The following is a 13,751-nucleotide window of genomic DNA, read 5'->3' on the forward strand; positions in this document are numbered from 1 at the left end:
CCTAGCCCACCCGGATGCGCGGATCGACGACCGCATAGAGGATGTCGGCCAGCAGCGACCCGATCAGCACCATGATCGCCGAGAACATCAGAATGCCCATCACCACGGGATAGTCGCGATATCCGATGGAATCGAGGAACAGCCGGCCCATGCCGGGCCAGGTGAACACGGTTTCAGCGACCAGCGCACCACCGAGCAGCGTCGGAAACTGAAGGCCGCCCATCGTGATCATCGGCAGCAGCGCGTTACGCAAGGCGTGAACCGTAAGGATTCGCCATTCCGGCATGCCCTTGGCGCGCGCGGTGCGAATGTAGTCCTGGTTGATGACTTCGAGCATCGAGGAGCGCATGAAGCGGCCCCACATCGCGGTCTCCACCAGCGCCAGCACCAGCGCCGGCGCAATGAGATGATGGAGCAGATCGAGCAGGGAGCCATCGCCGACGGTCTGCCGGTTGCCGGCCGGCAGCCAGCCGAGCTTCACCGAGAACACATAGATGGTGACGAGGCCGAACCAGAAGGTCGGGATCGACAATGCGATCATGGCGCCGACGGTTGCGAGCGAATCGAACAGCGAATAGCGGCGCAGCGCACCGAGCACGCCAATCCAGCAGCCGAGCAGCACCGCGATGATGGTCGCAGTCGCCATCAGTTCCAGCGTGGCGCCGAGATGCGACGAGATCACCGCCAGCACCGCCTCGCCGTCACGATACGAGCGGCCCCAATCGCCCCTCAGCATCCGGCCGAACCAATCGAGATACTGGATCGGCAGCGAACGATCGAGGCCGAGTTGCCGCGTGACGCGGTCGAGATCCTCCTGCGTCATCTGCGCGGACGCCGCGAATTGCGAGAGCGGACCGCCGGGCGCCAGATGCAGGATGGCGAAGCCGATCGCGGACACGATCACCAGCAGCATGATCGCCTGCGCCAGGCGATTGGCGACGTAACGGGCCATCTCAGGCGATCTCGCGCGCCTGAACCATCAGGCCCAATACCATTCGCGAATGTTCCAGCAGTTGATCGACATGTTGATGTTGGGACGGAAGCCTTGCAGCCCTTCCTTCACACCTTCGGCGATGAAGCCCTGGAACAGCGGCAGGATCGCGAGGTCGTCGCGGATGAGCTTTTGCAGAGCGCCATAGGTCGTCTTGCGCTGCGCCAGATCGAACTGCTTGGCACCTTCGGCGAGAAGCCGATCCGCCTCCGGGTTGCGATACTGATAGGTGTTGTAGCCGCGGCCACCTTTGGCAGGAATGGCGCCGGAGCCGAAGCGGGGCGTCACGTCGGGGTCGCTGCCGAGCATGAAATTCACTCCCACGATCACCGAATTGAATTTCGATTGCTGCCAGAAGTCGCCCCAGATCACGGCGGCCGGCATGTTGTTGACGCGCATCGCGGCACCGATCGCGCGCCAGTCCTGGATCAGCAGCTGCTGGGTCTGCTCACGCACCGCATTGCCCGACGTCGTTGAATTGGTGAATTCGAGCTTGACGCCGCCTTTCTCGCGCACGCCGCCGGCGCCGCGGACCCAACCGGCCGCATCGAGCAGCGTGTTGGCCTTGGCCGGATCGTATTTGTGCTGCGGCAGTCCCTGCTGGAACGACCAGGCCTGTTGCGGCACGAAGCTTTCGGTCTGCGTCGGCAAGCCGTAGTTCAGCGCGTCGATGATCGCCTGCTTGTTGATCGCGAGATACAGCGCCTCGCGCACCGTGCGGTCCGCCAACGCGCCGAACTCCAGATTGGGCGCGATGTGCTCCACCGACGACGTGGATGAGACGAAGATCTTGCGGCCCTTCAGCGTCTTCGCTTCCTGCACGAAGTTCGGCAGAATGCCTTGCAGGCCGGTGTAATCGACCTGGCCGGTGCGGAACTGGGTGTAGAGCACGGTCAGGTCTGGAATGTATTTGAACACCACGCGCTCAACGTAGGGTCCCTTGGCGTGATAGCCGGTATGGGCATTCAACTGAATGTGGTCGCCCGGCACGCGCTCGCCCCAGCGGAACGGTCCGGTGCCGACAGGCGCATTGTGGAACGGCGAGGCGTTCGGATCGGTCACCTTCTCCAGGATGTGCTTGGGCACGATGAAGGTCAGCGATCCCAGGATCGACATATAGGGCGAATAGGGAGCTTCCATGCGCCAGTGAATCTCGTCGGGCGCGACGATCTTGATGTCCTTGACGAGACTATGGCCGACGCGGCTGCGCGCGCGAAAATCGGGGTTGTTGATCAGCTCAAGCGAGAACTTCACGTCCTCGGCCGTGAACGGCGTGCCGTCGTGCCATTTCACGTCGCTGCGGAGCTTGATCTTCCAGGTCAGGCCGTCGGCCGAGAGGCCGCCATTCTCGACCGTCGGGACTTCGCGGGCGAGGTCGGGAACGAACTTGCCGTCGGGATCGATGAACCAGAGCGGCGAGAACACCTGCCACCAGATGCCCTGATCGACTTCGATGCCCGGCATCAGGGGATGAAAGACCGTCGGCTCCTGCGACAGCGCCGCGATCACCTGTCCGCGCGGCTTGTCCGGCGGATTGGTCGGGCGTTCTGTCTGCGCAAATGCGTTGCCCGATAGCGTCCATCCCGCCGCGGCGCCGGCCCCGAGCTGAAAGATCTGACGGCGATTCGGATTGCCGAGATGCAGTGCCCCAACGCCGAACTTCCCGGTGTCGTCCGCCATGACCACTCTCCGTTGTCGCACGCGGCACCGTCTCCCGGGCCCCGAGACCCCGGCAAAGGGACAGGAATGGGCTTTAGTGCTTCTAAATTTTCTATCAAAAGTTCATCACGACTAAATACAGCTGTCAATCATATTGCTAGGATGCGCGACCTTTTCACTCCGACTGAAGCTCCGGAACGTCATTGTCCGGGCTGAGATGATGCATGGGAGAGCGACATGGATGGTCGCGGCGAGATCAACGATCCGAAGGATGCCCCGCCGACCGAAGCCGACGATGCCGTCGACCAGCGCCTCGGCGAGACCGTGCGGCTGCTGCGGCAGCGCGCGGGCCTGTCGATCCAGGACGTCGCCAAGAAGACCGGCCTCTCCAACGGCATGATCAGCCAGCTCGAACGCGCGCGCGCCATGCCGTCGATACGCACGCTGCGCCTGCTCAGCATCGCGCTCGACGTTCCCATCTCCTATTTCTTCGAGACCACCGATCCCGCCGACGTGCAGCGCTATATCGTGCGCAAGAACGGCCGGCGCCTGCTGCGGCTCACCGCCAGCGGCGTCGTCAAGGAAGCGCTGACGCCGGCAGACAAAGGCCAGCTCGAATTCTACGAGCTCACGCTCAATCCCGGCGCCTCGTCCGGCACCGACTTCCTGCAGCACACCGGCGAGAAGGCGGGCTACATCCTCTCAGGCAGCCTGCGGCTGTGGCTCGACAACCAGGCCCATCTGCTCGACGCCGGCGACAGCTTTCGCTTTCCGAGCATCGTGCCGCACATGTTCGACAACCCGACCCAGCAGACGGCCCGCGTGATCTGGGTGACGACGCTGCGCCAGACCGATTCGCCGGCAGGTTGAAAGCGCCGCCAGCCCGGCACCACCGCAAATTGCCCCTCGACGCTGCCGCGCGGAATCTGTAGCTCACATCTGTAGCTCACGTGGAGCCGGTCATTGACAGGGCGGACACGAGGGTCTGCCACTGACGCGTTGGTGTGAGACCATGAAACTCAGGCGGCTTCTGACACTCGCGATGGCCGCGCAGGTCATCGTGACCGCGGCGGCTCTCCTCGTCTCCTATGCCGCGACCGGAACCGGGTTCGGCATTGCCCAGATCGTCGCCATGCTCGCAAGCGGCGCCATTGCGGTCCTGCTCGCTCGTCTGTGCACGCGCGCGATCGAAACGGCGCAGGAAAAACGCGCCGCCGCGCTACTGACCGAGCAGGCGCGAGCCAGCGCACAGATGACGCAAGCGGTCATCAAGACCGCGCTCGATGCCTTCGTTCAGACCGACCAGAACGGCATCGTGCTGGAATGGAGCCTTCAGGCCGAGGCCCTGACGGGATGGACGCGCAAGGAGGCGCTCGGCACGGACGTCGTCAACCTCCTCATCGCCGAGCCGCTGCGCGACGGCTTCAGGCAACGCATGATGCGGCTGCTGCCGGAATTGTCGGATACGCCGATCGGCATCCGGTTCGAAGCGACCCTGCTGCACCGGGACGGCGACGAGATCCTGATCGAGGCCTCCAGCACGGCGCTCCACATCGGGGGGCGCACCCTCATCAACAATTTCGTCAAGGATGTCACCCAGAAGCGCGCCGCCGAGGAGCAGCTGATCCAGGCCCAGAAGATGGAGGCGATCGGTCAGCTCACCGGCGGCATTGCGCACGAATTCAACAACATGCTCACCGTGATCACGGGCACGATCGAGATCCTCGCCGACGCCGTGAAGGATAATCCGCCGCTCGCGACCATCACCAAGCTGATCAGCGACGCCGCCGATCGCGGCGCCGCGCTGACGTCGAGCCTGTTGTCCTTTGCCCGCAAGCAGGCGCTCAAGCCGGTCGAGAGCGACATCAACGAGCTGCTCGAAGAGCTCGCAAAGCTGCTGCTGGCAACCTTCGACAAGAAGATCGAGATCGTGACCCGGCTCGACGGCAACATTTGGCTCGCCCTCGTCGATCGTGGCCAATTGAGCTCGGCGCTTCTCAACCTCGCGATCAACGCCCGCGACGCGATGCTGGACGGCGGCAGACTGACGTTGACGACGCGCAACGTCGTGTTCGGCGTCCGCGAGGCCGTGGCGGTCGGGGCCGGCTATGCCGGCGACTATGTCGAGATCGAGATAGGCGATACCGGAACTGGCATTCCGCCGGCCATTCTGGAGCGGATCTTCGATCCCTTCTTCTCGACCAAGGACGTCGGGAAGGGCACCGGGCTCGGGCTCAGCATGGTGTTCGGATTCATCAAGCAGTCCGGTGGCGGAATCAAGGTCGCTTCCGAAGAAGGACGCGGCACGACTTTCACGATCTATCTGCCGAAGGCGGAGGCGAGCACGCTTCGCCCCACCGGCTATGACGAGCGCAAGGTCGTGGGCGGGACGGAAACCATTCTTTGTGTCGAGGACGACCGCGACGTCCGCCAGTACGTCACGGTTCAGCTCGAAAGCCTCGGCTACAAGGTCATCCCGGCCGCCAATGCAGCCGAGGCACTGGCCATCGCGGCCGAAGGCACGCCCTTCGACCTGCTTTTCACCGACATCGTGATGGCCGGCAGCTTGAACGGACGAGAGCTCGCCGACGAGATGGTGGCATCGCGCCCCTCGCTGCGGGTGCTCTTCACGTCGGGCTATGCCTACGACGCCCCGCATGCGCAGGGGCGCGCCACCAAGGGCGCACCGCTTCTGACAAAGCCCTACCGCAAGGCCGAGCTCGCGCGCATGCTGCGCCGCTCTCTCGACACCGCTGTCGACGACGCGGGCGATCCGATCCCGACGCCCTATTCCGTGCAGGCCGATCTCGAAGGCTTTCTGCGCAGGCAGGCGGCTGAACGCGATGGCGCGACAAGGTCGCGGAAGACCTAGGCCATCCGCTGCGAATTCCAACGCGGGTGGCATGGTTGAATGGTCAATCAACGACAGGCTAAAAGACTGCGACGATCAGTTATTGCTGGGGCGATGTTACTCAGGCGACGATGTTCAAATGATGCCGCATCTTCGCGCCGCGCGCTCCCCAACCGACATCGGGAAGCCGCCGGCGCATCAGCTCATCTTCCGCCGCAGCGTCGCTGACGGCGTCTCGCCGAATTTTTCGCGATAGGCGCCGGCCATGCGGCCGAGATGGGTGAAGCCGAGATCGAAGGCGATCTCGGTGATCGAAGTGTCCAGCTCGGCTTGCGTGAGCCGGGTGTGGAGATTGGCGAGGCGCATGTCGAGCAGCATCTGCGAGATCGACACGCCGAAATGACGGCGGAAACCGAGCTGTAGCGCGCGGATGCCGATCCCGGACTCACAGGCGAGGTGCGCAAGGTCGAGCGGGTCGCAGGCATTCGCCGCGAGGCAGTCCCGCGCAGTGTGCAGCGCGCGCGGCAGACGCTCGCCCTGGCCCGAGAACGTTCTGATCGCGTCGGACAGGCCGTGCCGCTGGCCGTCGAGGAGGTAATGAAGCAGCGCCTCGCGCCAGCCCGCGGTCGCGACCGGTGAAAGCCTGCCGGACGGTCCGAGACCTTCGGCGAGCATCATCAGCTCGACGAGCTTCGCCGCGAGGCCGCGCGCGGCCGGCGCGTTCAGGTCGAGCGTAGGGTCGAACTCGACCGCGCGGGTCGCCCTGCCCGACAATGCCGCTGCGCGCTGCTCAACCATGCGGCGGTCGAGCAGCAGGATCGCTTGCGCCGACTCGGTCCAGATCATCCGGGTCGGGATGGTCGGCGACAACAGCGACGCCGTCCGTTCCGGCGCTGTGTCGAGTTCGCGGGTACCTGCGCGGATACGGGCCGTGCCGGCGAGCGGGATCTGCACCAGGAAGAAGCGGTCGAGGCAGCCGGGATCGATGGTGACGGATCCGCCATAGGCGACATAGTTGATGGAAAAGCCGTCGAAGGCGGCACAATTGTGCCTGGCCGAGAAGCCCGACCTCCGCATCGGCGTCAGATCATGCGGGCAGAAGATGCGCCCGACCTGCTCGGCCGCCTCGTCGGCGTCGTCGGTGGTGACGCGGGCGAAAGCCGCGAGCCTTTCGGCCGCGGATCGAGGCGTGCTCATTTCCAGCTCGGCTGCGGACATCGCCGACCACGCTTGGCATCACGGAATATTTTAAACCTATAATAGTTCCCCGTCCCCGGAAAGAGCCCTGTCGCAAAAACGTCGTGCCGCACGGCACAGGACGTGTCCGGATTCGTTTAGCGGATAGACAGCAGCCCGCGCCTGACCGAAGCTCCACCCTCGTCGGGATCCACGATGGAGGCGAGCCATGACTGCACTCGAGAAGGGCATTACCGCGAACGGCACGGGCTATGGCGGCAAGACCTGGAATATTCTGGGCCAGGTCTATTTTCCCAAGGCCGTCACCGATTCCACCTTTGCCTTCGAGACCAACAGCGAGCCGGGCCAGTTCGTGCCAGTGCACATCCATCCGACCCAGGACGAATTCATCCTGGTGCAGGAGGGCACGCTCGACCTCAAGCTCGACGGCAAATGGGTCAAGGCCAACGCCGGCGATCTCGTGCGCCTGCCGCGCGGCATCCCGCACGGCTATTTCAACAAGTCCGACAAGCCGGCCCGCGCGCTGTTCTGGGTCTCGCCGATGCAGAAGCTGGAGGCGCTGTTCAACCAGCTCCACAATCTGGCCGACCCCGCCGAGGTCGTGCGCATCTCGGCCCTGCACGAGGTCGACTTCCTGCCGCCTGAAGCCAACGACTAGGCGGCCGCCCCACTCCCATTTCTGTTTCGTCGCAGGTCCAGCGGCCGCGCAGCGCGGCCGAACGCGGCCTGCTGTGCCCAGAACATTCGAGCTCGCGAGCAATCCCATGGTCAACCCAAAGCATGTCTGCGTGATCGGCGCCGGCGTCTCCGGCCTTGCCGCCGCAAAGGCGTTCTCGACCCGCGGTCACCGGGTCACCATCATTGAACGCAGCGCCGATCTCGGCGGCGTCTGGGAGCCGGCGCGCTCCTATCCGGAGGTGCAGACCCAGAGCCCGAAGGAGCTCTACCGCTACACCGACCGCGCCATGCCCGAAGCCTATCCGGAATGGCCGACCGGATCGCAAGTCCACGCCTACCTCGCCGACTACGCACGAATTTTTGGCCTCGACCGTATGCTGCGTTTCAACACCAGCGTGTCGGGCATGGCGCGACGCGCCGACGGCAGACCAGGCTGGACGCTCGCGCTCTCGGACAAGAGCGGCGCCAGCACAGCTGAGGATTTCGACTTCGTCGCGGTCTGCACCGGACAGTTCAACGAGCCGCGGGAGCTGCACTGCCCCGGCGAAGACGGCTTTCTAGCACAGGGCGGGCAGATCCTGCATTCATCGAAATACAACGATCCTCAAGTGGTGAAAGGACGGCGCGTCGTCGTGCTCGGCGGATCGAAATCGGCAACCGACATCGCGGTGAACGCCGTGAAAGCGGGCGCGCGTGAGGTGACGATCGTGATGCGCGAGCCGGTCTGGCGCATTCCTTATTTCATCGGCGGTCTCGTGAACTTCAAGCGCATCCTCTACATCCGTGCGCAGGAGGAGATGTTTCCGGGCTGGGGCATCGGCGCGATGTCGCGCCTTGCGCATCGCATCGCAGCACCGTTCGTCTGGGCAAACTGGCGCGGGCTGGAAAGCCTGTTGAAGGCGCAGCTCAAGCTGAAGCAATGCAACATGGTGCCGAAGGAGCGGATCGAGGACGGAGTCAACTGCTCGGTGCCGATCGCAACACCCGGCTTCCATCCGATGGTGGCCGACGGCCGCATCAAGGCCGTGTTCGGCAGCTTCGATCATTACGACGGTGACACCATCGTGATGAGCGGCGGCGAGCGCGTGGCGGCCGATGTCGCGGTGCTCGCGATCGGCTACAAGCTCGGCGTGCCATTCCTGCCCGCCGCGTACCAGGCAAAGCTGGTCGATGCGGATGGGCAGTACCGGCTCTATCGCCTGATCGCCAATCCCGACCTGCCGGAGCTCGGTTTCGTCGGTTTCAACTCCTCGTTCTGCACCGTGCTCTGCGCCGACCTCGCCGCCAACTGGCTGGTCCGTTACGCCGACGGACAGCTCGCACGCCAGCCGACCGCGCAACAGATGCGCGACAACATCGAGATGATGCTGCACTTCAAGCGGGTCGAACGGCCGGCTGCGGGCGTCTATGGCGGCCTCTGCGTCGCGCCCTATCACTACCGTCACTTCGACGAGCTGATGGCCGACATCGGCGCCAAGGAGCAGAAGCGCGGCGGGCTCGCGGGCCACTTCCGGCCGCCGGACGCGGACGCCTATGCGCGATTTCTCGCCTCCGCGCCGGATTACCAAGCGGCGTGAGGCCGCGAATTCGGGCCGAGTGGAATTTGCCGCTCGCCAGCCCTCGCCTCCGATGCTTACGATCCCCTTGGCCATCGAATCGACAGGCCCAGGGAACCGGCCATGAGAGCACGACATCGCGCCGCCGCAGTCATAACGGCGCTTGGGCTGATCCTTGCGACCTTCGTCCCGAGCCTGGCGCAAACGCTCACGGCCAGGCAATCGGAGGCGGTTGCGACCTACGAGCGTGCGCTCGGCGATTTCAAAGCGATTCTCTCCGAGCGGCGCCGCCAGATCGACGCCAAACAGCCGCTGCCGAACCTGCCGGGCCAGGCGCTCTATCTGGCACGCGTCGCCGTGATCAGTGCTTACAAGGATCTCACCGACGTCATGCCGTCGCGGACCGGCAGGCCCAACAAGTTCGAGATCCCGCCGGCCTATTTCGATGCCGACATCGAACCGCTGGTGGACGAATACTCAAAGCTGTTCGAGATCATGGAAGCGCCGCCGGCCGGCGCGCAGAACTCGGCGACACCGTTCAAGGACGTGGTGGATCTCGCGGTCGCGATCGCACGCGCCAAGGGGTTGGCGCCTGACCACGCCGAAGCCGCGGGCCGGATCAGTCTGGGGCTGTTCTTCGCCGAGACCAACGGCAAGCAGAACGTCCGCAACGGGCGCTCGAACACCTATATGGGCAGCTTCCAGACCGGCCCGTCCGAGGACCGCAACGGCCATAGGAAATGGGACGCCATCAAGGGCGAGATCGCGGCCGCCGATCCCGGGTTGAGCGCGCGCGACGACAAGGAGGAGGCGCGGGCCCGCGGCACCGATCATCGCTTCAATCACTGGACCAACGTGCGCGACGGCCTGATGAACGCGCATGCGGATATTTTCCGGGAGATCCCAGGAATCGTGAAGACGCTGCCCGACCCGATCGACCAAATGAAGCTGTTCGAGCTGATCCAGATCGTTCCCACGCCGACGCGGGCGGCGCTCAAGTCCGGCGATCTCCTGAACTACAGGGTGTCCAGTCCGACGATCATGAAGCACCTGCGCAACAACAGCATCTTCGCATTCGGACAGGCCGACCGGGCGCGCACCTCGGCAAGCTTCCGGGAAATCCTTGGCGCGATGTGGCTGTTCAAGCGGAAGTTCGAGAAGGCGATGGCGAAATACGCGGAGATCAAGCCACGCTGAGGGGCCTCGCCGCGTGGCACGCGACTGAGAGGCTAGCTCCCGCCTTGTAGCCGTCCGTCGGCGTCTTCAAAGGCAAACGCTCGCCACCTGGTCATTGCGTCCTGCGCCCGGTGCATTTAGCTTCTCCGGACAAGAACAAATCTCGGGGGGACATATGACAGCCGCTCTTCGCAAGCGCACGCGCCGTGCCGCATGTGCTTTGATCTCAACATCCCTGGCGGGCCTCGCCAATTTCGCCGCGCACGCCGAGATCGTCGTCACGGCCAATGACGGCAAGATGGTGCTCGAGAACGGCAGCGCCCTGGTGCGCAAGCAACCACTGCCGGACACGGTGAGCGTCATCGACTTCACCGACGGTGCCTTGAAACTTCTAGGCGAGGTGCCCGCCCCGGCCAGCGTCGTCGGACCGCCGCCGAGCGTGGCAATTGCGCCGGATGGCGCGTTCGCCCTCGTTACCGGCGCGATGAAGCTCGATCCCGCGGATCCGACCAAGACGGTGCCCGACGACAAGCTTTCGGTCATCGACCTGAAATCCACGCCGCCCAAAGTACTGGCGACCTTGCAAGCCGGCGCGGGCGCTGCCGGCGTTTCGATCAACCGCGCGGGCACGCTGGCGCTGGTTGCGAACCGCAGCGAAGGAACGGTCTCGGTCTTCACCATCAGCGGGGGCACGCTTGCGCCCGTCGGCAAGATCTAGCTCGGCGACGCCAAATCAGGCCCCAGCCACGCGGTCTTTTCCCATGACGGCGCGACCGCGCTGGTCACGCGCGACGGAGACAGCAAGATCTCGCTTCTGACTGTGGACGGGAGCAAGGTCGAGTACGCCAAGCGCGATCTCTCCGCGGGCATCCGCCCCTACGACATCGATCTCACCGGCGGCGCCGCCGCCATCGTCGGCAATGTCGGCGCCAGCAGCGGCGACAACGACTCGATCAGCCTGATCGACATGACGGCGAAACCGATCCGCGTCGTCACGACAGTCACCGTCGGGCAGACGCCGGAAGCCGTGAAGATGTCCCCGGACGGCAACTACGTGGCCGTGACCGTCATGAACGGTTCGAACAAGCCGTCAGCGTCGCCGTTCTTCAACGATTTCGGCCTGCTCAAGGTCTACAAGATTTCGGGCACTGACCTTACGCCGGTGACGGAAGCGAAGATCGGCCATTGGTGCCAGGGCATGGTGTGGTCCAAGGACTCCAAATATGTCGTGGCCCAGTGCATGGTCGAAAACGAGCTGATCGCCTTCTCGTTCGATGGCAAGGCGCTGAACAAGACATCCACGCTCAAGATGCAAGTGAGCCCCGCGGGCATCCGCACCGCGGAGCCGTAGGGCCGGAGCGCGGCGCAGTCATCCTGCGCCGCCGTCCTATTCGGTGCGGATCGGCGCGTCCTTCAGGCCATTGCTGTCATAGGCCTTGCGCAAGGTGCCATTCGTCACCGCCTCGTTCATGAATTTGGTGACGAAGGTCAGCGCTTGGGGGTGGCCGAGCGGCACAGCGACCGCCGTGACGGTCTTCTTGAAGGTCTCGTCGAGCACGCGCGTGCCCGGGATCTTCTGCGCCATCTTGTTGAGCTGGTCGCGCGACAGCGCAAACGCATCGATCTGGCCGCTGCTGAGGAGGCCGAAGATCTCGTCATAGGTCTGATAGCCCGTGACCTTCGCATTCTTCAGATGCGCGGCCGCGCCGCGCATCGTGGTCGTGGCGTTCACGGCCGCGACCTTGATGCCCACCTGATCGAGCGTGGCGAAATTGGTGACGTTCGAGCCTGATTTGACGATGTAGGTGGCGTCCGCGACCTCGTAGATCGGGCCGAACATCATCCTGCTCTCGCGCTCAGGATCTTTGGGCAACCAGGTGACGTCCCAGTTGCCGTTCGATGCCGCGTCAGTGATCTGCCCCTGAATTCTGGTACACGACATATTCAACGGGCACGCCGAGTTGCCCGGCCATCTCCCTGCCGAGATCGACCGGCACGCCGGCATAGCCGTCTCCGGTCTTGGTGGACCAGAACGCGCCGCCAGCCAGGCTGATCGCGATCGCGACCCGCAGCTTGCCGGTCGGTGCGATCTCGTCCTTAAGTCCATCGCCTAGCGCGGGCATGACGACCGCCGCGGCGAGAATGAGGCCGGCAAGGACCGACTTAAGGACCGACGTGGGCATGTCATGATCTCCCGACCTTTTCTTCTTGTATTCTTCTCTTGTTCGTCCCGACCGCTTCGCGCGCCGTCGCTCGGCCTGTGACATAATTCTGGTCGATCGTGTGCGCGATGAAAAGCGGTTTGTGATGGCAAAACTGCCAAAGGCCACAGCGCGGTCCGCAGCGCAAGGCCGACGACTGCCATGGCTATGGTGTTCCACGTCCGGGCATTTGTTGGTAGCCTCCCGCCTCGACAGACAGCAACCGGGGGCCACCGAATGACCTGCGCGAATCCCGCATCTCCCGCACGGCGCAACGAAGCGTGGAGACATGTCGGGCAGGCACTGGCCGCCGCGATGGCCGTGGCCGCGCTCGCCGGCTGCGAGGACAAGAACAGTTTCGTCGCTCTGCCGCCGCCCAAGGTGGACGTCGCCGCGCCTGTGCAGCGCCCGGTGACCCGTTATGTCGAGGCCACCGGCAACACCGCGCCGATCAAGAATGTCGATCTCGTCGCGCGCGTGCAGGGATTCCTGCAATCGATCGACTACCAGGACGGCGCCTTCGTCAAGCAGGGCACCCAGCTGTTCACGATCGAGCCCGAGACCTACAAGCTCAAGCTCGACCAGGCGCGGGCGGCCGAGGCCGGCGCGCAGGCCTCAGTCCGCCAGGCGGAAGCCGACTACAAACGGCAGGCTGAGCTGGTGCAGCGCCAGGCCGTCTCGCAGGCCACGCTCGACACCTCGACATCGACGCGCGATAACGCGCAGGCCAATCTCCAGCAGGCCGAGGCCAACACCAAGCTCGCCCAGGTCAACTACGGCTACACCAACGTGACCGCGCCTTTCGACGGCATCGTCAGCGCTCACATGGTCTCGGTCGGCGAACTCGTCGGCGTCTCCTCTCCAACTCAACTCGCGTCCATCGTCGCGATGGACCCGATCTATGTGAATTTCACCGTCAACGAGCAGGACGTGCTGCGCATCCGTGCCGAGGCCGCCCGCCGCGGGCTCACCGCCGCAGACATGAAGCAATTTCCGATTCAAGTCGGTTTGCAGACCGAGGCCGCTTATCCGCATGAGGGCAAGCTTGACTATGTCGCCCCGACCCTCACCCAGTCGACGGGCACGCTCGCAGTGCGGGGCCTTGTCCCCAACGACAAGCGGGTGCTGCTGCCCGGCTATTTCGTCCGCGTTCGCGTGCCCTTCACTCAGGAGAAGGACGCCCTGCTCGTGCCCGACACCGCGCTCGGCAGCGATCAGGGCGGCCGCTATCTCCTCGTCGTCAATGGCGACAACGTTGTCGAGCAGCGCAAGGTGCAGATCGGTCCCGTGGACAACGGCTTGCGCGTGATCGAAAGCGGCTTGAAGCCGGAGGACCGCGTGGTGACCGCGGGACTGCTGCGGGTGATTCCGGGCCAGAAGATCGACCCGCAGGTGACGAAGATCGAGCAGCCGCAGGCGTCTGCCAAGTAAGATCTGCAAGT

9 protein-coding genes and 2 pseudogenes are annotated in these 13,751 nt (G+C 64.4%); 7 read left to right on the forward strand and 4 right to left on the reverse strand.

The annotated features are described in order from the left end of the window. Position 1 precedes the first annotated feature (1 nt). Together ACFQX9_RS13535 and ACFQX9_RS13540 are read right to left on the reverse strand one after the other, a co-directional pair. Positions 2-952: an ABC transporter permease gene (locus ACFQX9_RS13535; RefSeq protein ID WP_204512119.1), complete on the reverse strand. Its 951-nt coding sequence runs from the start codon at positions 950-952 to the stop codon at positions 2-4. A gap of 27 nt (positions 953-979) precedes the next feature. Continuing rightward, positions 980-2,671: a peptide ABC transporter substrate-binding protein gene (locus ACFQX9_RS13540; protein ID WP_085351879.1), complete on the reverse strand. Its 1,692-nt coding sequence runs from the start codon at positions 2,669-2,671 to the stop codon at positions 980-982. 216 nt (positions 2,672-2,887) lie between these two features. Here ACFQX9_RS13540 and ACFQX9_RS13545 point away from each other — a divergent pair, with 216 nt between their 5' ends. Both ACFQX9_RS13545 and ACFQX9_RS13550 read left to right on the forward strand, forming a co-directional pair. After that, the gene (locus ACFQX9_RS13545) at positions 2,888-3,520 is read left to right on the forward strand and encodes a cupin domain-containing protein (protein ID WP_018454100.1); all 633 of its coding nucleotides are present in this window, start codon (positions 2,888-2,890) and stop codon (positions 3,518-3,520) included. A 142-nt stretch (positions 3,521-3,662) separates the two neighbouring features. Further along, entirely contained in the window at positions 3,663-5,522 is a 1,860-nt protein-coding gene (locus ACFQX9_RS13550; protein ID WP_377788899.1) for an ATP-binding protein, read from the forward strand. Between the two features lie 177 nt (positions 5,523-5,699). Here ACFQX9_RS13550 and ACFQX9_RS13555 read toward each other — a convergent pair whose 3' ends face one another. After that, positions 5,700-6,719 carry an AraC family transcriptional regulator gene (locus tag ACFQX9_RS13555; protein ID WP_317245846.1) on the reverse strand — a complete coding sequence of 340 codons (1,020 nt, stop codon included), beginning with the start codon at positions 6,717-6,719 and terminating at the stop codon, positions 5,700-5,702. Between the two features lie 187 nt (positions 6,720-6,906). Between ACFQX9_RS13555 and ACFQX9_RS13560 the strand changes: the two genes are divergently transcribed. The 4 genes and pseudogenes from ACFQX9_RS13560 (at position 6,907) to ACFQX9_RS13575 (ending at position 11,459) form a co-directional block, all read left to right on the forward strand. After that, on the forward strand, positions 6,907-7,356 hold the full coding sequence (locus ACFQX9_RS13560) for a cupin domain-containing protein (RefSeq protein WP_018454097.1): 450 nt from the start codon (positions 6,907-6,909) through the stop codon (positions 7,354-7,356). 106 nt (positions 7,357-7,462) lie between these two features. After that, positions 7,463-8,953 carry an NAD(P)/FAD-dependent oxidoreductase gene (locus ACFQX9_RS13565; RefSeq protein WP_085351881.1) on the forward strand — a complete coding sequence of 497 codons (1,491 nt, stop codon included), beginning with the start codon at positions 7,463-7,465 and terminating at the stop codon, positions 8,951-8,953. 102 nt (positions 8,954-9,055) lie between these two features. Then, positions 9,056-10,129: a hypothetical protein gene (locus ACFQX9_RS13570; protein ID WP_085385345.1), complete on the forward strand. Its 1,074-nt coding sequence runs from the start codon at positions 9,056-9,058 to the stop codon at positions 10,127-10,129. A gap of 154 nt (positions 10,130-10,283) precedes the next feature. Then, positions 10,284-11,459, forward strand: a pseudogene (locus ACFQX9_RS13575) (YncE family protein). Between the two features lie 36 nt (positions 11,460-11,495). Here the strand turns inward: ACFQX9_RS13575 and ACFQX9_RS13580 are convergent. Further along, positions 11,496-12,291 (reverse strand): annotated as a pseudogene (locus tag ACFQX9_RS13580) (ABC transporter substrate-binding protein). Between the two features lie 255 nt (positions 12,292-12,546). On the opposite strand from ACFQX9_RS13580, the gene ACFQX9_RS13585 reads away from it, so the two are divergent. Next, positions 12,547-13,740, forward strand: a complete 1,194-nt coding sequence (locus ACFQX9_RS13585; protein ID WP_377788902.1) for an efflux RND transporter periplasmic adaptor subunit — start codon at positions 12,547-12,549, stop codon at positions 13,738-13,740. Positions 13,741-13,751: the final 11 nt, after the last annotated feature.

The organism is Bradyrhizobium sp. GCM10028915 (assembly GCF_042666195.1).
GTDB lineage: Bacteria > Pseudomonadota > Alphaproteobacteria > Rhizobiales > Xanthobacteraceae > Bradyrhizobium > Bradyrhizobium canariense_D.

Excerpts from the sequence above, each read along its gene's own strand:
- ACFQX9_RS13545 (WP_018454100.1), top strand. The coding sequence starts at position 2,888 with ATGGATGGTCGCGGCGAGATCAACGATCCGAAGGATGCCCCGCCGACC.
- ACFQX9_RS13570 (WP_085385345.1), top strand. The coding sequence starts at position 9,056 with ATGAGAGCACGACATCGCGCCGCCGCAGTCATAACGGCGCTTGGGCTG.
- ACFQX9_RS13535 (WP_204512119.1), bottom strand. The coding sequence starts at position 952 with ATGGCCCGTTACGTCGCCAATCGCCTGGCGCAGGCGATCATGCTGCTG.
- ACFQX9_RS13565 (WP_085351881.1), top strand. The coding sequence starts at position 7,463 with ATGGTCAACCCAAAGCATGTCTGCGTGATCGGCGCCGGCGTCTCCGGC.
- ACFQX9_RS13540 (WP_085351879.1), bottom strand. The coding sequence starts at position 2,671 with ATGGCGGACGACACCGGGAAGTTCGGCGTTGGGGCACTGCATCTCGGC.
- ACFQX9_RS13585 (WP_377788902.1), top strand. The coding sequence starts at position 12,547 with ATGACCTGCGCGAATCCCGCATCTCCCGCACGGCGCAACGAAGCGTGG.
- ACFQX9_RS13560 (WP_018454097.1), top strand. The coding sequence starts at position 6,907 with ATGACTGCACTCGAGAAGGGCATTACCGCGAACGGCACGGGCTATGGC.
- ACFQX9_RS13555 (WP_317245846.1), bottom strand. The coding sequence starts at position 6,719 with ATGTCCGCAGCCGAGCTGGAAATGAGCACGCCTCGATCCGCGGCCGAA.
- ACFQX9_RS13550 (WP_377788899.1), top strand. The coding sequence starts at position 3,663 with ATGAAACTCAGGCGGCTTCTGACACTCGCGATGGCCGCGCAGGTCATC.